Genomic DNA, 18,990 nt, shown 5'->3' with positions numbered 1-18,990 from the left:
CTGGCTGTGACACACATCGTTCTCTTCGGGCTGTTGGCCCTGATCATTGTCCTGAGCATCGTCAGCGCCTTCGGCTGGCTGCCCTCCTTGCGTATTGTTCCTGACGATACCAAGTTCGACTTCACGCGGTTTCGCCGCATCAGCTTTCCGATCTCGGCGTTGCTGTCGATTCTCGCGATCACGCTGTTCTTCACCCACGGGCTGAACTTCGGCATCGACTTCAAGGGCGGCACGCTGCTTGAAGTGCGCGCCAAGTCCGGCACCGCCGATATCTCCGCGATGCGCAAGACCCTGGGCGGGCTGGGCCTCGGCGAGGTGCAGCTGCAGCAGTTCGGCGGCCCCGCCGACGTGCTGATCCGCGTCGCGCAGCAGCCCGGCGGCGATGCCGCCCAGCAGGGCGCCGTGGAAAAGGTCCGCGGCGCGCTCGGCGACGCCGTCGAATACCGCCGCGTCGAAGTGGTGGGGCCGCGCGTGTCCAGCGAGCTGCTGGCCTATGGCATGCTCGGCCTGATGGTCGCGATCTTCGCGATCCTGGTCTACCTCTGGTTCAGGTTCGAATGGCAGTTCGCACTGGGCGCCATGATCGCCAACGTCCACGACATCGTGCTGACCATCGGCTTCATGTCGATCTCGCAGGTCGAGTTCGATCTCACCAGTATCGCGGCACTGCTGACGATACTGGGCTATTCGCTGAACGATACGGTGGTCATCTACGATCGTATTCGCGAGATCCTGCGGCGCTACAAGAAGATGCCGATGCCGGAGCTGCTCAACGAGTCGATTAATTCGACGCTGTCGCGCTCGATCATAACCCACGTCACGGTGACGCTGGCGCTGCTGGCGCTGCTGTTGTTCGGCGGTAACGCCATCCACTCCTTCACGGCGGTGATGATGTTCGGCGTGGTGCTGGTCGGCACCTACACCTCGATCTTCATCGCGGCCCCGATCCTGATCTATCTCGGCGTCGGCGAAAATCGCGACACCGCGCCGGACAAGCCGAACAAGCCGAAGAAGGGCTGAGCATGCCGGTGCCTCCGGACGCACCGCACCTTCCACGCGCCGCCGCCATCGAGGCCTATGGCAAGGGCGGCTTCGTGTTCGACACGATGTCGCACACGGGGTCGCTGCTGTGCCTGCCGGATGCGATCTGGGCCTGGCCGGTGACATCAGCCGGCGACATCGACCGGGCCTCGCTGGCGCGCATCTTCGAGAATGCGCCCGTGATCGACACGCTGATCATCGGCACCGGCAATGACGTGTGGATCGTGCCGAAGGACCTGCGCGAGGCGCTGCGCGCCCGCCACGTGGTGATCGACGCCATGCAGACGGGGCCGGCGGTGCGCACCTGGAACATCATGATCGGCGAACGGCGGCGCGTCTCGGCGGCCTTGATCGCGGTACCATGAGCGAAGTCTCCGACCAGAACGCGGCGTTCACCGCGGATTTGGTGCGCAGCCACGATTTTGCGCGCTATGCCTCGACGCTGTTCGTGCCGGCCGACAAGCGCCGCGCGCTGCTGGCGCTGTATGCCTTCAAGGTCGAGATCGTGCGGGTGCGCGAGCAGGTCAGCCAGCCGCTGCCCGGCGAGATCCGGCTGCAATGGTGGACCGACATGCTGGCGGGGGCCGGCCACGGCGATGTCTCCAGCAATCCGGTTGCCGCCGAACTGCTATGGGCCATTGGCCAACATCAGTTGCCGGCCGACCGGCTGGCGAAACTGATCGATACGCACATCTTCGATCTCTATCACGACCCGATGCCGGATCTCACGGTGCTGGAAAGCCATTTTGCCGATACGTCATCGACGCTGTTGTCGCTGGCAGCAAGAATTCTTGGAGCGCCGTCGGAGGCTGCCGATCAGGTCGCCGATCATGGCGGGTTGGCGCAGGGCGTGGCCCAGGTGATCGCGCTGCTGCCCTACGACAGCGCGCGCGGGCAGTTGTTCCTGCCGCTGGATATTCTGACGCAGCACGGCAGCAGCGCCGCGGAAGTGTTTCTGGGCAAGCCGACGCCTGCGATCCGCGCCGCGCTCGACCAGTTGATTGAAGGCGCGCGCGCGCAACTGGCCACCGCGCAGTCGCTGCTGCCACAGGTGCCGGCCGAGGCGCGGCGCGCCTTCCTGCCGCTGGCGCTGGTGGCACGCGATCTCGACCGCATGGCGATGGCCGATACCGATCCGTTCGCGGTTTATGTGCCGTCGCGGCTGCGGATTTTGTGGACGCTTTGGCGGGCGTCGCGGAGCAAGATGTTTTCGTAAAGCAAGGTGGCCGCCAGGTCGCTGCACGCTCTCATGTCATCCTCCGCGAAAGCGGAGGATCCAGTATATGGCGGCTTCTCCGTTCTATCACCGCAGCCAGCGTTTACTGGGTCGCCCGCTTTCGCGGGCGATGACATCCGCGTGGGATAGCACGCGGTCGGTGTCGCTGGTCATCATTGGTTCGATCAAGTCGAGCTGGCTCATCGCCACCAGCTGCAGAATCCCGGTGCTGATATTTTCGACTTGGCTCGCGGAGCAAGATGTTTTCTTAGGTTCTCGCAAACTCCACTGCCGTCATCCTGAGGCGCTCGCCCGCAGGGCGAGCCTCGAAGGATGCGGAAGCGGGCGACAGAGTTGGCGGCGCATCCTTCGAGGCGCGCAAGAGCGCGCTCCTCAGGATGACGGCGAGTGTGTGGGGAGCAAGTAGCGTACCTACGGCGTGCCGTGCTCCGGCGATTCAAAATTGAAGCGGTCGCGCAGATTCTTTCGCGACTCGAGAATGCCTTTCAGGAACACGCGGTCGGTGTCGCTGGTCATCATGGGCTCGATCAGATCGAGCTGGTTCATCGCCACCAGTTGCAGGATCTCGTTGCGGATGTTGCCTTTGGCGTCGCGGGGCAGGGACGGGATGACCTGAATGTGTTCCGGCGGCTTTGCACCCTTCGCCGCGGCCATGGCGGCCTGCAGCTTTGTTTCCAGCGCGACGTCGTCGGCCTCGACGAAGGCGTAGAGGCCAACGCCGGTGCGGCGGTCGGCGAAGGCGACGATGGACGCGTCGCGCACCGCGGGATTGCTCTTGATGATGGCCAGCAGCGGCGGCGCGTCATTGACGAGACGGCGGCCGCCGCCCTCGCGATCGGTGAAATTGAAGATGCCGCGGGTGATGGCGCGGTAGACTTTCTTGCCGGTCATCAGCCAGATCCGCGCGAAAGCGGATTTCTTGGCGAGGATGCTGCGCTCCTTCGGCGTCAGCGCTTCCGGCGCGTAGGTGCGCTTGTGCTTCAGCAGATGGCGCAGGTCCTCATAGGCGGCGATGCGGAACAGCCGGCTGCGCGACTTGAAGCAGACCGCGAGCTGGAAGTCGGTGACGTAAGCGAGGCCGTCGGTGCCGCGCAGCCAGTTCTGCTCCTTGGCGAGATCGTTGTGGCAGACGCCCATGCGATGCAGTTTTCGCAAAGCCAGTTTGGCTGACTTGAAGTAGTTGATGTCGCCGACTGGCTTGGCCATCTGCAGTGCAACGCCGTCGATGAAACCGCGTACCAGCGCCTGATCGCCGGCCCACAGCAATTCCGGCCCGACGTGCAGCTCGCGCGCCAGGGTCAGCGCGCGACGCTCGCGCGTAAACAGGTGGCGCGCCACCACATAGGACCACCAGGGCACCTGGTCGAGGCGGCGCAGCACGGCGTCGACTTCGCCGGTGGCCGTGCGAAAGCGGCCGCGCTCCACGGTGGAGAATACGTCGCGCTTGAGCAGCACGCCTTCGGTCCATTGCGCGGACAGCAATGCTGCGTCCTGTTGCGGCAAACTCATGACATGGTCCTGGAATTCAAATCGACTGCTGTCACGCCGCCGCCGGGATGGCCGGCAGGCTGGCGGCGATCCATGCATCCATGTCGGCCAGCGCGCGGGCGCTCAGCGCCTGCTTCTTGGCGACGGTCTTTTCGTTGCCGCGCAGTCGCGAGCCGTCGGGCTTCTTGGTCGGCGGGGTGGCCAGCGGCGGGAACAGGCCGAAGTTGATGTTCATCGGCTGGAACGAGCGCGGGCCGGAATCGATGGTCTCGATATGACCGCCGGTGATGTGGCCGAGCAGCGAGCCCAGCGCCGTGGTGATCGGCGGCGGCGCCAGCGTCTCGCCCTTGACTTCGGCAGCGGTATAGAGCCCGGCCATCAGGCCGACGCTTGCGGATTCCACATAGCCTTCGCAGCCGGTCATCTGGCCGGCGAAGCGCAGCCGAGGTTGCGCGCGCAGCCGCAACTGCTGGTCGAGCAGCTTGGGCGAGTTCAGGAAGGTGTTGCGATGCAGGCCGCCGAGCCGGGCGAACTCGGCATTCTCGAGGCCGGGGATGGTACGGAATACGCGGGTCTGGGCGCCGTGCTTCAGCTTGGTCTGGAAACCCACGATGTTGTAGAGCGTGCCCAGCTTGTTGTCCTGGCGCAGCTGGACGATGGCATAGGCCTTCACGGTCGGATCGTGCGGATTGGTGAGACCGACCGGCTTCATCGGGCCGTGGCGCAGCGTCTCCTTTCCGCGCTCGGCCATGACTTCGATGGGCAGGCAGCCGTCGAAATAGGGCGTGTTGAGCTCCCATTCCTTGAAGTCGGTCTTCTCGCCGGTGACCAGCATGTCGACGAAGTTGTCGTACTGCTCCTTGTCCATGGGGCAGTTGATGTAGTCGGCGCCGGTGCCGCCGGGCCCGACCTTGTCGTAGCGCGACTGGAACCAGGCCTTGGACATGTCGATGGAATCGAAATGCACGATCGGCGCGATGGCGTCGAAGAAGGCCAGCGCCTTCTCGTCGGTAATGCCGCGGATGGCGTCCGCCAGCGCTGCCGAGGTCAGCGGCCCGGTGGCGACGATGACGTTGCCCCAGTCGGCAGGCGGCAGGCCCTCGACTTCGGCGCGGTCGATGGTGATCAGGGGATGGGCTTCCAGAGCCTTGGTAACCGCGTCGGAGAACCCATCGCGGTCGACCGCCAGCGCGCCGCCGGCGGGCACCTGGTTGGCATCGGCGCAGCGCATGATCAGCGAGCCTAATTTGCGCATCTCGGCATGCAGCAGGCCGACGGCATTGTTGGCAGCGTCGTCAGAGCGGAAGGAGTTGGAGCAAACCAGCTCCGCGAGGCCCTGGGTGAGGTGGGCCTCGGTCATGCGGTGCGGGCGCATCTCGTGCAGCACCACGGGAATACCGGCGCTGGCGACCTGCCAGGCGGCTTCCGAGCCGGCAAGACCGGCACCGATGATATGGACGTGATTTTGGGAGTGGGGGCCTGTTGTCATGGGCCTGCATGTAGCGTGTTTTCACGCGAAGTGGAATCCGCTTCAAGAGGAACCCACGTCTCATTGCCGTGGCATCAACGGCCCGGCATGCGATGCCCCGACACGACAACGCCCGCAAGACGCGGGCGCTATCCGGAAGGCATCAGCAACGGGATCAACCGTTGTAGGCGCCCGAGGCAACACGCGGAATGTCCGAACGGTCGAGACCGATATCGGAAAGCTCGCGGTCGGAGAGCTGGGACAGCTCGGCAACGTTGCGCTGATAGTCACGGAACGCCTGGATCATGCGAATGAAAGAAACCAACATTTTATTTCTCCTGAGTTTGGCGGTTCATCTCTTGAAGGTGCCCCGCCGTTGAAGTGAATATAGAGGACAATATCGCGTTGCGGCAGCGTAAATGTTGCGGTGCAGCTAGGCGTAGATTGCATGGCTAGCGCAAGAAATGATTAACCTGTTCGCACGCTGCCGCTTTTGCAGCGCCAACCCTGCGTAATCGGGCACCAGTGGTCCCTCGATTCAAGTTAATTAAGCAGTTAAATCATGGATTTGAAGGGTGTGCTGTCGCCAAGCCGCCGTCAGTGGCCGACTCGGCGCGGCGGCCTACCGATTGGCCCTTCGGGGCGCGCCGGGCGAACGTTTCTTCGAGATTTGTCGTGAAGCCGTCATGCGTGATTCGCATAGGACGTTTATAAATGAACAAAGATTCAATTTCGTTTAAGACATTCTGAATGGCCACCGGTTCCATTGCCTTGGAGGCTTGGACGCGCGGGTGGGAGTCGGCGATGTGTCTCTCTCTCTCTCTCTCTCTCTCTCTCTCTCTCTCTCTCTCTCTCTCTCTCTCTCGCGCGATGGCAATGTCCTGACTCGACCCGCGACCCTCGCGCATCCGGGCCGCTCGCCCGCCGGTTGTGTGGACCGATGGCAGATTCTGCGAGGTCTGCCGGTCAAGGTCAGCCGGTTCGAGACCGCCCGCCGAAGGCCCCGTTCGCAAGGCGCGTGCACGAAGCCCGATCAATCATGCCCGTCCCATCGATCATTAACGAGCGCTGACGGGTCGAAGCGTGCTCGCGCGCATTGCAGTTTCGTAAGCTTGTGTCTGTACATGTCTATGCCGTCGTCCGAAGTGTAGTTCATGCAGCATCACGCGATGCTCACACGGAATTTATCGGCAACCGTTTTCCACCGTCGCGCATCAGTCGTATCAGTTTGCTCGCAGACTCCGGCAATGATGCCGGCTCTGCGCAACAGGGAAAAGTAACATGATGAAAAAGTTACTGGGCGCGGCCGCAATGGCCGCAGTGGTGCTATCCATCGCGCCGGCGTCGGCAGCGCGCATGGAAGGTTGCAGCGGTACCAACATCGGAAAGGTGGAGACCACCGTCGAGGGATGGGCTGATGGTCCTGCCAAGTGGGCCGCCTTCAAGGAAATTACCGATGCGCAGACGGCAATGCTCGATGGCAAGATGGGCGCCTGCAGCAGGCATCTCAGCAGCGCCATGCATGCCGGCATGACGAAATAACAAACCGGGCGAGGGGCCGCACGCGTACCTGCGGCGGCCCATCGTTCAATCGTGCATTACGGCATCCGCGACAGCTGGGTCGCGAAAGAAGCGATGGTCTTGGCGTAGACCTCGCTCTTGTTCCATTGCTGGATGACCGCGAAGTTGGCGCTGCCTGGCTCCCAGCCTTCTCCGCGCTTCCATCCGTAGCTGGCGAGATAGTTGGCCGTCGAGGCCAGAACGTCCGCGGCGCTGCGCAGCAGGTCGCGCTTGCCGTTGGCGTCGAAGTCCACCGCGAATTTGATGTAGGACGACGGCATGAACTGGGTCTGGCCGATCTCGCCGGCCCAGGCGCCGCGCATTTCGGCAGGCGTCAGATCGCCGCGATCGACGATGCGCAGCGCATCCATCAGCTCTGCACGGAACTGCGCGGCGCGCCGGCAGTCATAGGCCAGCGTCGCCACCGACCGGATGGTGGGATACTTGCCGATATTGACGCCGAAGTCGGTCTCCAATCCCCAGATCGCCACCAGCACCGGGCCGGGCACGCCGTACTGCTGTTCGATGCGCGACAGCATCGAACCGTAACGCTTCAGCATGTCACTGCCGCGGGTGAGGCGGGGTGGCACCATGCGGCCGGAGAATTGCTCGAAGCTCTGGCTGAACACCTGCTGTCCGCGGTCATGCGACAGCACGCTGGCGTCGGGCGTGAGGCCGTTGAGGCCGGCGGCGATGGCAGCCGCCGAGATACCCTTGGCGGCGGCTTCGGTTCTGACGTCGGCCAGCCAGGTGTCGAAGCTGCCGCTGCCGCAGGCCGATGCCGCCAATGCCGGAGAAGCGGTCGACAGCAGCAGCGCACTGAACAGCAGCACGCGGGCAAATGGGCGGACAGACATGCAAACGCTCGCTCTGAATTGAAGCCGGCTGGAGATGACCGGCTTCGAAATGTCAGGGCGAACAGCGGCCAAAGCAAGGCTTCTCTTGCGACGCACCCGCTCGGCCGAGCCAAACAATGCTTCGCCTGGTGGGAGAAGTTTAGGGAGCGCCGATCTCTGGCGATTCAGCGCTCCTTGATTCAGAGCCTAGTCATTCCGCCACTTGAACAGCGACACCGGGAAGTCCGCGGCCGAGCGCCGGATCTTGTTGCGCGGCGGCACTACGGGGGGCGTCGGATTGCGCTCGACCACCTTGCGATAGAGATGCCAGGTGGCGTGGCCGAGCAGCGGGATCACCACGGCGAGGCCGAGAAACAACGGCAGCGAGCCCAGCACCAGCAAGGCCGCGACGATCAGGCCCCAGGCGGCCATGGGCAGGGGATTTTGTGCGACGGCACGCACCGATGTTGTCATGGCGTCGATGACACCGGCATGACGGTCGAGCATCATCGGAAACGACACCACGCTGACGCATAGCGCCACCACGGCGAACAGGAAGCCGACGCCGCAGCCCGCCACGATCAGCCCCCAACCGGCTTTGGTTGTCAGTACCTGCGAGGCGAAGCCCTTGATTTCGGCGGCCGGCGTATAGCCGAAGGCTGCGACGTAGATGGCCTGCGCGCTGGCGATCCACACCGCGAACAGGATGAACAGCAGCGCACCGAGCCCGAGCATGGCGCCGAACGATGGCGAGCGTAGCACCTCGGTGGCATGCCAGGCGGACAGTTCCTCGCCGGTTTCGCGGCGGCGGCTGAGTTCGTAGAGGCCGAGTGCGGCGAACGGTCCGATCAGCGCGAAGCCCGCCGCCAGCGGAAACAGCAGCGGCAGGATCGAATAGCCGAGCACGGTGCGCGCGATCACCAGTCCGATGAAGGGATAGATGATGCAGACCATCACGGCATGACTGGGCACCGCCTTGAAGTCCTCCCAGCCGAGGCGCAGGGCATCGCGCAGATCCGCGAGGCCGATGGTTCGGATGGCGGGCGGGGCGGTGGCGGCGTCAGCGGTGCTGGCGGTGAATGGCGTGACATTGCCGGGGTAGAGTGTGGCCATGGTCGTTGTCTCCCTTGGCGCAGTCGCCTGTTTCACGCCAAATGATGGCGCGGAGCAGCTTGCGAAAAACGATCACGATCAAGCCAGACGCGAGTGCAATGAGACTGTCATAAAGAACTGGTCTTGCCGCGAACTGTCATAGGAGCGTACCGCCGATCATGGCGGGCCGCTCGTCACGCTTCAGTGACTGCGCGACGATTGTTGCACAGCGGCCGGGAGCGCCGCGATAACCGGCAGGTCGACTGCGACCATCGCAACCGCGGCGATGTATTGGCAAGCCGGCGGCAGACGGCTAAAACGCAGGTCCGGGCGAGCGGTTGTCACCACGCTCGGAACCAAGTGCGGCGCAATCTCTTTTACCCAGACATTTACCCATCAGGGAGCATCACCATGAGCATTTTCGGCAAGATCATGAGCGCGATTTTCGGCAGCAGCGCCACTGCCGCCACGCCCGCATCGACGCCCGGTGGCACCGCCGCCGGCGCTCCCCGGCCGCAGGCGCAGCACCTGTCGCGCCGATGGACTCCGTCGACGTCGCGGCCCTGCTGGACAAGGCCGTTGCCGCCAAAGGCGAGAAGCTGGAATGGAAGACCTCGATCGTCGACCTGATGAAGGCGCTCGACATCGACTCCAGCCTGACCGCGCGCAAGGACCTTGCCAAGGAGCTCGGCTACACCGGCGACATGAACGACTCCGCCAGCATGAACATCTGGCTGCACAAGCAGATGATGGCCAAGCTGGCCGCCAATGGCGGCAAGCTGCCGGCCGACATCAAGCACTGATCGATCGCGTTTAGATCGACGACCAGGGCCCGCGTTCGCGCGGGCCTTTTGTTGTGCCGGCCTCGACAAGGGAATATTGGGCAATGCCGGGTGTTCGCCGGACGGTGCCATGCACAGAACGAAAAGGACGCGGGATGGGATTCATGGGACGTGGCGTGCTGGCGATCGCGCTGGCCTGGGGGCTGATGCTGCCGGCGCAGGCCGAGACGCTGAAGGTGTTGACCGCCGGCGCCTTCAAACAGGTGCTGCTGGCCATGCTGCCGCAGTTCCAGGCGATGGGGCACGACGTGCAATGGGAGACCGATACGGTCGGCGGCCTCGTCAAGCGGGTCGAGGCCGGCGAGACCTTTGACGTCCTGTTCGCCTCGCCCGCGGCGCTGGCGCAGCTGCGCAAATCCGGCAAGGTCGGCGACGGCGTCGATCTCGCCCGCGTCGGTGTCGGCGTCGCGGTGAAGGAGGGCGCTGCGAAGCCGGATATCGGCACCGTGGAGGGCTTCAAGCAGGCGCTGCTGGCGGCGCGGGCGGTGGCCTATATCGATCCGGCCGCGGGCGGCAGCAGCGGTATCTATGTGGCCGGGCTGATCGACAGGCTCGGCATCGGCGATGCCGTGCGCAAGAAGTCGGTGCTGGTGAAGGGTGGCTACTCCGCCGAGCGCGTGGTCTCAGGTGAGGCCGACATCGCGGTGCAGCAGATCAGCGAATTGCTGCCGGTGAAGGGCGTCGTGCTGGCCGGTCCTTTGCCTCTGGAGATCCAGAACTATACGGTCTACTCCGCGGCGCTGGCACCCGGCACCGCAAAGGCTGCGGCGGGGCAAGCGCTGATCGATCTGCTGCAGGGCAGGGACGGCGCCGCCGCGATGGCGACCAAAGGCATGGAAGCGGTCGACCGGGCGCCGGGCAAGTAAGACCACTGAGCAACAAAAACAAAAGACTGGAGAGAACGCCATGGACAACATCGACCGCAGGACGATTCTGACCACCGGCGCGCTGGCGCTCGCCGGCGCCGCCGCGCAGACGGCGCCGGCGCGCGCGCAGTCCGCGCCGAAGACATTGTTCGCCGTGCCGGCCGTCACCATCCCCATCGTCGGCGCGAGCGAGGTGTTTCCGGTGCGCCGGATCTACTGCATCGGCCGCAACTACGCGGCGCACGCCATCGAGCGCGGCTCCGATCCCACGCGCGAACCGCCGTTCTTCTTCCAGAAGCCCACCGACGCGATCCAGAATGTCGGCATCGGCGAGGTCGCCGAGCATCCCTATCCGTCGCTCACCAAGAACTATCACCACGAGGTCGAGCTGGTCGCGGCGCTGAAATCCGGCGGCACCAACATTCCCGCCGACTCGGCGCTGGACCACGTCTACGGCTATGCTGTCGGTCTCGACATGACCCGCCGCGATCTGCAGAACGCCCAAGCGGCCGAGAAGAAGCCATGGGAGATCGGCAAGAGTTTTGACCATGCCGCGGTGATCGGGCCGATCCATCCGGTCAGCAAGACCGGGCATTTCACCAAGGGCGCCATCTCGCTGGCGGTGAACGGCACGGTGCGGCAGAATTCCGACATGGACAAGATGATCTGGAGCGTCGCCGAGCAGATCGCCAAACTGTCGGAAGCGTTCGAGCTGAAGGCCGGCGACATCATCTATTCCGGCACCCCGGAGAATGTCGGCCCGGTGGTCAAGGGCGACGTGCTGCTGTGCAAGCTGCAGGGGCTGCCGGACATGTCGATCAGGATCGTCTGAGATCCGAGACAAGCGCGTCGCCTGCATCGAGGCTCCGTCATGGCCGGGCGTGTCCCGGGCATCCACGAGGTGATGAAGAGCGTGGATGCCCGGCACAAGGCCGGGCATGACAGCGTGAAGCGCTCGTCAGCCCTTCAGGTCCGCCACTTCCGGATGCTGCGCGAGATAGTCCACGACGAATGAACACCCGGCGACCACCTTGTGCCCGTCGGCCCGGATCAGCTCCAGCGCGCCCTTGACCAGCTCTGAGGCGATGCCGCGGCCGCGCAGGGCCGGCGGCGTCTCGGTGTGGTGGATGATCACGCGGTCGCCGGCCAGACGATAATTGGCGAAGGCGAGCGAGCCCTCGACGGCGAGTTCGAAACGCTGGCTGGTCTTGTTGTCGGTGACGTCGGTCATGTCTGCCTTCAGGTCTTGAGAGAATCGGTCAGCAACTGGCGCACCGACCATGCTTCGCCGTCGACCGCGCCGCGGATGTCGTCGATCTTCCAGTGCCCGCCGTCGCGCACGAAATCATAGCGGATGGTGTTGTCTTCGGCGTGCTTGCGCGGCTCCTGGGCGCTCGAGCTGGTGAGCGCCACGGCGACGGTGGCGAGGGCCGCGTCGAGCTTCTCTGCTGTCGCGGTGAAGGACTTGACGTCGGGATTTTGCGAATTGGTGACGGGATCGAAATCCACCGGCCCGACCTCACCCTTGGGCGTCCGCGCCTCCGCCTTGTTCCACAGCGCTGCCAGCGATTTCGACAGGTATTTGGCCCGTGCCGGCTTTTCCAGTGTGACGAAGCCGCCGCCTTCGTCGCCCTTGCCGGCGGTGACCCGGGCATAGATGGCGTTGACGATCGCCAGCGGATCGTTGGCGACCGGCGCGGCATGGGCTGAGGGCGTGGCGAGCAAAGCAAGTGCTGCGACCACAAAGGCACGGCGGGCGAGCATCAAATCCTCCAAACGGTCAGGTGTGACGCTTATAAACCGGAACTGGCGGCCGGTTAATGCTAAGAGGATGCATAGCGGCGCAGCATTTTCAGTATTGCGCATCCGTCTCACGGCGCGCCCCGACCGGGCGCGCCCACAACATCCATTGGAATTTTACGATGTCGAACGCGCCCAATCAAAAAGGCCCCAACACCAAGAAGAAGCAGAAATGCAAGAACTGCGAAGGCAAGGGCCTGCTCAAGAAGGGCGACAAGGTGGTGACCTGCCAGCGCTGCAAGGGCACGGGGCTGCGGTGACAGGTTAGGATCCCTCGTCGGGAATGTTCAGCACCGTGCCGCAGGCCTTGCAGTGCACTGCGTCGCTGTCGTGGCGCTGCAGGCCGCAGTCGGGGCAGGGAAAGCGTACCTTGCTCGGACTCAGCAGGGCACGGGCGAGATTGAAAAACAGCGTGACGCCGAAAATCATGATGACGACGCTGATCAACCGGCCCACCGTGCCAGGCAGAGTGATGTCGCCAAAGCCGGTCGTTGTCAGGGCGGTGACTGTGAAATACAGCGCATCTGCATAGTTGGCGATTTGCTCGTTGTGGAATTTCTGCGTCTCGTAGACCACCGCTGTCATCACGAAAATGAAGACCGCGAGGTTGGTCACGGCGCCGATGACCTCCTCGTTGCGCCGGAAGAAAACACTGTCGGCGCGCAGCCGTTCGACCATCTGATAATCGCGCAGCAGCCGCAGCGTCCGCAGAATGCGCAGGAACCCGGCGGCCTCGCCGGCAAACGGCGCCAGAAACGAAATGATCGCCACGATGTCGGCCCAGGTCGCCATCCGCGTGAATTCGCGCAGCCGATGCGGGCTGATAAACAGGCGCGCCGCGAAATCGGCCAGGATCAGCACGCCAAACATGACGTCCAGCGCCTCGAACAGGTCGCTCGATGGCAGGAACGACGTGGCGATGATGAACAGCACCGTGACGATATCGAACGCTAGGATCTAAGCCATTAGGTCTCACTCCGCCGCCTCGACCTTCCGCTTCTTAGGCTTGCCGGCCTTCTCCAGCACCGGCTTCAGGAACTTGCCGGTGTAGCTCCGTGGCGCCTTGACGATGTCTTCGGGCGGGCCCCAGGCGACAATTTCGCCGCCGCCGTCGCCGCCTTCGGGGCCGAGGTCGATGACCCAGTCTGCGGTCTTGATGACTTCGAGATTGTGCTCGATCACCACCACCGTGTTGCCCTGCGACACCAGCTCGTGCAGCACTTCCAGCAGTTTTGCGACGTCGTGGAAGTGCAGGCCGGTGGTCGGCTCATCCAGGATGTACAGCGTGCGGCCGGTGGCGCGCTTGGACAGCTCCTTGGCCAGCTTGACGCGCTGCGCCTCGCCGCCGGACAAAGTCGTGGCCTGCTGGCCGACATGAATGTAGTCGAGGCCGACGCGCTGCAATGTCTTGAATGTCTCGCGGACGCGCGGCACCGCCTTGAAGAAGTCGGCGGCTTCTTCCACGGTCATGTCGAGCACGTCGGCGATCGACTTGTTCTTGAACAGCACTTCCAGGGTTTCGCGGTTGTAGCGCTTGCCCTTGCAGGTGTCGCAGGTGACGTAGACGTCCGGCAGGAAGTGCATCTCGATCTTGATGACACCGTCGCCCTGGCAGGCCTCGCAGCGGCCGCCCTTGACGTTGAACGAGAACCGGCCGGGCTCGTAGCCGCGCGCCTTGGATTCCGGCAGGCCGGCGAACCATTCGCGGATCGGCGTGAAGGCGCCGGTATAGGTCGCTGGATTGGAGCGCGGCGTGCGGCCGATCGGCGACTGGTCGATGTCGATGATCTTGTCGATATGCTCGAGGCCCTCGATGCGGTCGTGCGGGGCCGCGCCCTCGCTGGCATTGTTGAGTTTGCGCGCGATCGCCTTGTACAAAGTGTCGATCAGCAGCGTCGACTTGCCGCCGCCGGACACGCCGGTCACCGCGGTGAACAGGCCGAGCGGGATTTCCGCCGAGACGTTCTTGAGATTGTTGCCGCGGGCGTTGATCACCTTGATGGTACGGCGATGGTTCGGCGGCCGGCGCTCGGGCACCGGCACCGACAGTTCGCCGGTGAGATATTTGCCGGTCAGCGATTTCGGATTGGCCATCACCTGCGCGGGCGTGCCCTGGGCGACTATGTGGCCGCCATGGGTGCCGGCGCCGGGGCCGACGTCGACCACGTAGTCCGCCGCCAGCACCGCATCCTCGTCATGCTCGACCACGATCACGGTATTGCCGAGGTCGCGCAGCCGCCGCAGCGTGTCGAGCAGCCGGGCGTTGTCGCGTTGGTGCAGGCCGATGGACGGCTCGTCCAGCACATAGAGCACGCCGGTGAGGCCGGAGCCGATCTGCGACGCCAGCCGGATGCGCTGGCTCTCGCCGCCCGACAATGTGCCGGAGGCGCGCGCCAAAGTGAGATAGTTGAGGCCGACGTCGAGCAGGAACGACAGCCGCTCGCGGATCTCCTTGAGGATGCGGACGGCGATCTCGTTCTGCTGGGTGTTCAGCATGGTCGGCACGGTCTTGAACCATTCGCCGGCTGATCGTACCGACATCTCGGAGACCTCGCCGATATGCTTGCCGCCGATCTTGACCGACAGCGCTTCCGGCTTCAGGCGATAGCCGAGGCAGGCATCGCAGGGCACGTCGGAAAAATACTTGCCGAGCTCCTCGCGCGCCCACTCGCTCTCGGTCTCGCGGAAGCGGCGGTCGATATTGGTGACCACGCCCTCGAACGGCTTCTTGGTGTCGTAGGCGCGCACGCCGTCCTCGTAGGAGAATTTTATCTCGTCATCGCCGGAGCCATGGAGGAGGGCGTTCTGCGTCTTCTTCGGCAGGTCCTTCCACTTGGTATCCAGGGTGAACTTGTAGAATTTGCCGAGCGCGGTGAGCGTCTGGATGTAATAGGGCGACGACGACTTGGCCCAAGGCGCGATTGCGCCTTTTCGCAAGGTCAGTTCCTTGTCGGGGATCACCAGTTCGGCGTCGATGGTCTGCTCGATGCCGAGGCCGCCGCATTTCGGGCAGGCGCCATAGGGATTGTTGAACGAGAACAGCCGCGGCTCGACTTCCGGAATGGTGAAGCCGGACACCGGGCAGGCGAATTTTTCCGAGAACAGGATGCGTTCGGCGCCGGTCTTGTCGTGGATTTTTGCAACCTTCTTGTCGGCTTTCTTCTCAGCCGCGGGGGCGCGGCCGGCGCCGCGGGAACGTCGGCGTATTCGATGACCGCGAGGCCTTCGGCGAGTTTTAGCGCGGTCTCAAAACTTTCGGCCAGGCGCTGGCCGATGTCCGGCCGCACAACGATGCGGTCGACCACCACGTCGATGTCGTGCGGGAATTTTTGTCGAGCACCGGCGCTTCGGCGAGTTCGTGGAAGGCGCCGTCGATCTTGACGCGCTGGAAGCCCTTCTTGAGGTATTCCGCCATCTCCTTGCGGTATTCGCCCTTGCGGCCGCGCACCACCGGCGCCAGCAGATAGAGGCGCGTGCCTTCCGGCAGCGCCAGCACGCGATCGACCATCATGGAGACGGTCTGGCTTTCGATCGGCAGGCCGGTGGCCGGCGAGTAGGGCACGCCGACGCGGGCCCACAGCAGGCGCATGTAGTCGTAGATCTCGGTGACGGTGCCGACCGTGGAGCGCGGGTTCTTCGAGGTGGTCTTCTGCTCGATGGAGATGGCCGGCGACAGGCCGTCGATCTGGTCGACGTCCGGCTTCTGCATCATCTCCAGGAACTGGCGGGCATAGGCCGACAGCGATTCGACGTAGCGGCGCTGGCCCTCGGCATAGATGGTGTCGAAGGCGAGCGACGACTTGCCGGAGCCCGACAGGCCGGTGAATACCACCAGCTTGTCGCGCGGGATCTCCAGGTCGACGTTCTTGAGATTGTGCTCGCGGGCGCCGCGAATGGTGATCGAGCGCAGGTTGGCACCGGTCTGGCGCTTCGCCTTGATGACTTCATCCATGACAGACATTCCCAGACGCGCGAGACGCGCCGCATTCGGGCGCGCATCGCCGGCGGACCGGGATCGAACGCCAATTGATTGATTTCAGAACATAGGAAGAACGATGGCGGATTTCCAGTGCCGCCGGCGCTTCATCAACGATTTGTTGCACGGCCGCCTGGGGGCGCGCAGTCGTGCAGATGGTGATGAAGGGCCACATAAAAAAGGCCGGCTTTTCAGCCGGCCTTTTCCAGATCAGAAGGCCTTGAAGGCCTGCGAAGCTCAGTACTTGGCGACGACCGGACCACCCCAGCGGTAGTTGATGCGGGCGGTGACCATATCGACGTCCTGACCGATGCGATCCGAGGTGGTCGCCGGCGAGGTGAAGGTCACGTTGCGCGAACCGAGGAAGATATGGTCGTATTCGACGCCGACCGACCAGTTCGGGGTGAAGCCGTATTCGAGGCCCACGCCAACCGTGCCGCCCCAGCGGGTTTCCGAAGCGGTGCCGGTGTTCACGGTCGCGCCGTTGAGGAAGTAGTTGTACTTGTCGGAAGCAACGCCGGCGCCGCCCTTCACGTAGAGCAGGGCGTTGTTCCAGGCGTAGCCGACCTGACCGGTGAACAGGCCGAGAGCCTGGATCTTCGAACGGTTGGTGAAGGCCGGGAAAGCGGTGCTGACGTTGGAGCCGGAGAGGTCAGCCCAGTCGCCCTGCGCTTCCAGACCGAACACCCAGGCGCTCGACTGCCAGCGGTAGCCGATCTGGCCACCGGCGACAGCGCCGGATGCGTCATGGCAACCTTCCGAAACCGCAAGGGTCGGTGCAGCGAGGCTGCCGAGCGAGTCCCAGCACTTGCGGCTGGTGCCGTAACCGGCGTTGGCGCCGATATAGAAGCCCGACCAGTCATACATCGCGACCATCATCGGCGGCGCCTTGGTGTAGCGGCGGGCGGCGAGATCAGCGGCGGAAGCGGACGTGGCCATCCCCAGGGTGGCGAGAGCTGCCGAAGCGAGCAAAAACTTTTTCATCGAATTTCCCCTCAGTACATGCGCTTCCAACCGAAGCGGCCAGGTGCAGCGCTGTCGCTGCCGATTCCATGCCGTAAATATACGCGAGGTTGCAAAAAAGTCCGTCACCCAAAAGCAACAGTCGTCTGCGATCTGCGAAGCACCGTAAATTATTGTTCTGTTTACGAAAGTATTGATTTACCGCCCGCCCGCGGCAGCAACCGAGCGGTTGTGCGCTGCAGGCCACAGCGCAGCGGACGAGGCCGCCGCCCGGGCTCGGACGCCGGCAGTCTTGAGAACAAAAATGGAACATGCTACTGATGATCCCGTGGATAAGTCGTGATCGGCGGCCTGACGAAGCCCGGACCGTATAGGGTCGGAAAAATGGCGATCGCGCGGGGGCCTGACGGTCCGGCGGATATCCAATCAGCAATTTGAGTTTCGAGTGCAGGAGAACGGCGATGGCGGGAAGCGTGAACAAGGTGATTTTGGTCGGTAATCTCGGCAAGGATCCCGAGGTTCGGCGGATGCAGAACGGCAATCCGGTCGTGAACCTCACCGTTGCGACCTCCGACACCTGGCGCGACAAGGCGACCGGCGAGCGCAAGGAAAAGACCGAGTGGCATCGCGTGGTGATCTTCAGCGAGGGCCTCGCCAAGGTGGCTGAGCAATATCTCAAGAAGGGCGCCAAGGTTTACATCGAAGGCGCGCTGCAGACCCGCAAGTGGACCGATCCGCAGGGCGTAGAGAAGTACTCCACCGAGATCGTGCTGCAGGGCTTCAATTCGACGCTGACCATGCTGGACGGCAAGGGCGGCGGTGCGGGGGCCGGCGGTGGCGACAACTACGGCGGCGACATGGGCGGCGACTTCGGCGCGAGCAGCCCGTCGAGCGCTCCGCCGCGCCGTGCCGCAGTGGCCGCCTCGTCGGGGGGCGGCCGCAGCAGCGACATGGATGACGACATTCCGTTCTGAGGCGCGCGTCTTAGAGCATCTTCCGGCACGCCGGCGTCCTCGGACGCCGGCGTTTTTTTAAGCGGGATGACAATCCCGGATGATAATCCGGAGTCGTGCCGTCTCAGCACTCTCACGGTTCACGGATGCGCTCAGTCCCAGAGTGCGCCGCCGCGCCGCGAGCCCGCCGACTGCACCTCGGCAGCGGCCTACATGCGATGAACTTGACAATGGAAAGATTGATGTAAAAGATGTTTACATTCGTTCGAGCCCGTTCAGGTGCCTGTCATGTCGCTCCAGCCGTTGCTCGATGCTGCCACGCCCATCCCGCTGCACGCACTGGCGGCGATGGCCGCGTTCGTGCTCGGGGTGGTCCAGCTCGTCGCGCCCAAGGGCACGCTGCCGCATCGCACGTTGGGCTGGGTCTGGGTGGCGCTGATGGCCACCGTGGCGATCAGCTCGTTCTGGATCCATGGCCACAGTTTCCGCCTGTGGCGGAGCTGGAGTCCGATCCACCTGCTTTCGATTTTTGCCCCGTTGATGCTGGTGCTGGCGGTGGTCCGCGCCCGGCAGCACCAGGTCAGGGCGCACTCTATCATCATGATCTCGATCTTCACCGGCGCCCTGGTCATCGCCGGCCTGTTCACGCTGGTCCCGGGCCGGATCATGCATACGGCGATGTTCGGACCATAGCGCCGGCGCGGATTCGCCCGTCGCGGCATGGCCGATCGCGGGACCCGCTGCAAGGCCCGATAGCCTCCCTTAAGTGATTGGAAAACCGGAGATAAAATCCGCTGGCCGGGGACGGGCAGGGGTGGCTTGCGGGCGCGCGATGCGCTATATGATTCCCAGCAAAACCTGACCGGAA

The 18,990-nt window shown here is 63.9% G+C and carries 17 protein-coding genes and 3 pseudogenes; 10 read left to right on the top strand and 10 right to left on the bottom strand.

Going from position 1 to position 18,990, the window contains the following annotated elements; all coding sequences use genetic code 11:
- Positions 1 to 6: 6 nt before the first annotated feature.
- Genes secF through ONR75_RS19185 form a run of 3 tightly spaced genes read left to right on the top strand, consistent with a single transcriptional unit; the run spans position 7 to position 2,257 of the window.
- Entirely contained in the window at positions 7 to 1,020 is a 1,014-nt protein-coding gene (secF, locus tag ONR75_RS19195) for a protein translocase subunit SecF (RefSeq protein WP_265078660.1), read from the top strand.
- 2 nt (positions 1,021 to 1,022) lie between these two features.
- Positions 1,023 to 1,406, top strand: a complete 384-nt coding sequence (locus tag ONR75_RS19190; protein ID WP_265078659.1) for an Mth938-like domain-containing protein — start codon at positions 1,023 to 1,025, stop codon at positions 1,404 to 1,406.
- Positions 1,403 to 2,257 carry a phytoene/squalene synthase family protein gene (locus ONR75_RS19185; RefSeq protein ID WP_265078658.1) on the top strand — a complete coding sequence of 285 codons (855 nt, stop codon included), beginning with the start codon at positions 1,403 to 1,405 and terminating at the stop codon, positions 2,255 to 2,257. The genes ONR75_RS19190 and ONR75_RS19185 overlap by 4 nt, the downstream gene beginning before the upstream one ends.
- A 432-nt stretch (positions 2,258 to 2,689) precedes the next feature.
- Here ONR75_RS19185 and ONR75_RS19180 read toward each other — a convergent pair whose 3' ends face one another.
- From ONR75_RS19180 to ONR75_RS19170, 3 genes are all read right to left on the bottom strand, one after another.
- Positions 2,690 to 3,787: a serine/threonine protein kinase gene (locus ONR75_RS19180; protein ID WP_265078657.1), complete on the bottom strand. Its 1,098-nt coding sequence runs from the start codon at positions 3,785 to 3,787 to the stop codon at positions 2,690 to 2,692.
- Positions 3,788 to 3,818: 31 nt separating this feature from the next.
- The gene (gene trmFO, locus ONR75_RS19175) at positions 3,819 to 5,255 is read right to left on the bottom strand and encodes a methylenetetrahydrofolate--tRNA-(uracil(54)-C(5))-methyltransferase (FADH(2)-oxidizing) TrmFO (protein WP_265078656.1); all 1,437 of its coding nucleotides are present in this window, start codon (positions 5,253 to 5,255) and stop codon (positions 3,819 to 3,821) included.
- A gap of 154 nt (positions 5,256 to 5,409) precedes the next feature.
- Entirely contained in the window at positions 5,410 to 5,562 is a 153-nt protein-coding gene (locus ONR75_RS19170; protein WP_265078655.1) for a DUF1127 domain-containing protein, read from the bottom strand.
- Between the two features lie 953 nt (positions 5,563 to 6,515).
- Here ONR75_RS19170 and ONR75_RS19165 point away from each other — a divergent pair.
- On the top strand, positions 6,516 to 6,776 hold the full coding sequence (locus tag ONR75_RS19165; RefSeq protein ID WP_265078654.1) for a hypothetical protein: 261 nt from the start codon (positions 6,516 to 6,518) through the stop codon (positions 6,774 to 6,776).
- A 56-nt stretch (positions 6,777 to 6,832) separates the two neighbouring features.
- Here ONR75_RS19165 and ONR75_RS19160 read toward each other — a convergent pair whose 3' ends face one another.
- Positions 6,833 to 7,651 carry a lytic murein transglycosylase gene (locus ONR75_RS19160; protein WP_265078653.1) on the bottom strand — a complete coding sequence of 273 codons (819 nt, stop codon included), beginning with the start codon at positions 7,649 to 7,651 and terminating at the stop codon, positions 6,833 to 6,835.
- 186 nt (positions 7,652 to 7,837) lie between these two features.
- A complete protein-coding gene (locus ONR75_RS19155; RefSeq protein WP_265078652.1) occupies positions 7,838 to 8,743 on the bottom strand; it encodes a DUF2189 domain-containing protein in 906 nt (301 codons plus the stop codon).
- Between the two features lie 390 nt (positions 8,744 to 9,133).
- Between ONR75_RS19155 and ONR75_RS19150 the strand changes: the two are divergent.
- The 3 genes and pseudogenes from ONR75_RS19150 (at position 9,134) to ONR75_RS19140 (ending at position 11,262) form a co-directional block, all read left to right on the top strand.
- A pseudogene (locus tag ONR75_RS19150) lies at positions 9,134 to 9,525 on the top strand (DUF3597 domain-containing protein).
- Between the two features lie 143 nt (positions 9,526 to 9,668).
- A complete protein-coding gene (locus ONR75_RS19145; RefSeq protein ID WP_265078651.1) occupies positions 9,669 to 10,430 on the top strand; it encodes a molybdate ABC transporter substrate-binding protein in 762 nt (253 codons plus the stop codon).
- A gap of 40 nt (positions 10,431 to 10,470) precedes the next feature.
- The gene (locus ONR75_RS19140; protein WP_265078650.1) at positions 10,471 to 11,262 is read left to right on the top strand and encodes a fumarylacetoacetate hydrolase family protein; all 792 of its coding nucleotides are present in this window, start codon (positions 10,471 to 10,473) and stop codon (positions 11,260 to 11,262) included.
- Between the two features lie 126 nt (positions 11,263 to 11,388).
- Here the strand turns inward: ONR75_RS19140 and ONR75_RS19135 are convergent, their stop codons facing one another.
- Both ONR75_RS19135 and ONR75_RS19130 read right to left on the bottom strand, forming a co-directional pair.
- Complete coding sequence (locus ONR75_RS19135; protein WP_265078649.1) at positions 11,389 to 11,661, bottom strand: GNAT family N-acetyltransferase; 273 nt, start codon at positions 11,659 to 11,661, stop codon at positions 11,389 to 11,391.
- A gap of 8 nt (positions 11,662 to 11,669) precedes the next feature.
- Positions 11,670 to 12,194 carry a DUF3828 domain-containing protein gene (locus tag ONR75_RS19130; protein ID WP_265078648.1) on the bottom strand — a complete coding sequence of 175 codons (525 nt, stop codon included), beginning with the start codon at positions 12,192 to 12,194 and terminating at the stop codon, positions 11,670 to 11,672.
- A gap of 158 nt (positions 12,195 to 12,352) precedes the next feature.
- Here ONR75_RS19130 and ONR75_RS19125 point away from each other — a divergent pair, with 158 nt between their 5' ends.
- Entirely contained in the window at positions 12,353 to 12,490 is a 138-nt protein-coding gene (locus ONR75_RS19125; protein ID WP_265078647.1) for a hypothetical protein, read from the top strand.
- A gap of 4 nt (positions 12,491 to 12,494) precedes the next feature.
- On the opposite strand, the pseudogene ONR75_RS19120 reads toward ONR75_RS19125, so the two are convergent.
- From ONR75_RS19120 to ONR75_RS19110, 3 genes and pseudogenes are all read right to left on the bottom strand, one after another.
- A pseudogene (locus ONR75_RS19120) lies at positions 12,495 to 13,187 on the bottom strand (potassium channel family protein); the annotation flags it as partial.
- A 15-nt stretch (positions 13,188 to 13,202) separates the two neighbouring features.
- Positions 13,203 to 16,182 (bottom strand): annotated as a pseudogene (gene uvrA, locus ONR75_RS19115) (excinuclease ABC subunit UvrA).
- Positions 16,183 to 16,443: 261 nt separating this feature from the next.
- Positions 16,444 to 17,190 (bottom strand): outer membrane protein, encoded by a 747-nt coding sequence (locus ONR75_RS19110; RefSeq protein WP_265078646.1) that lies wholly within the window; start codon positions 17,188 to 17,190, stop codon positions 16,444 to 16,446.
- A gap of 440 nt (positions 17,191 to 17,630) precedes the next feature.
- Here ONR75_RS19110 and ONR75_RS19105 point away from each other — a divergent pair, with 440 nt between their 5' ends.
- A complete protein-coding gene (locus tag ONR75_RS19105) occupies positions 17,631 to 18,143 on the top strand; it encodes a single-stranded DNA-binding protein (RefSeq protein ID WP_265078645.1) in 513 nt (170 codons plus the stop codon).
- Between the two features lie 267 nt (positions 18,144 to 18,410).
- Complete coding sequence (locus tag ONR75_RS19100; RefSeq protein WP_265078644.1) at positions 18,411 to 18,815, top strand: DUF2306 domain-containing protein; 405 nt, start codon at positions 18,411 to 18,413, stop codon at positions 18,813 to 18,815.
- Positions 18,816 to 18,990: the final 175 nt, after the last annotated feature.

This window comes from Rhodopseudomonas sp. P2A-2r (assembly GCF_026015985.1).
Taxonomy (GTDB): domain Bacteria; phylum Pseudomonadota; class Alphaproteobacteria; order Rhizobiales; family Xanthobacteraceae; genus Tardiphaga.
Note: the sequence above shows the minus strand (reverse complement) of the source record. Positions and strands in the feature narration are given on the sequence as shown.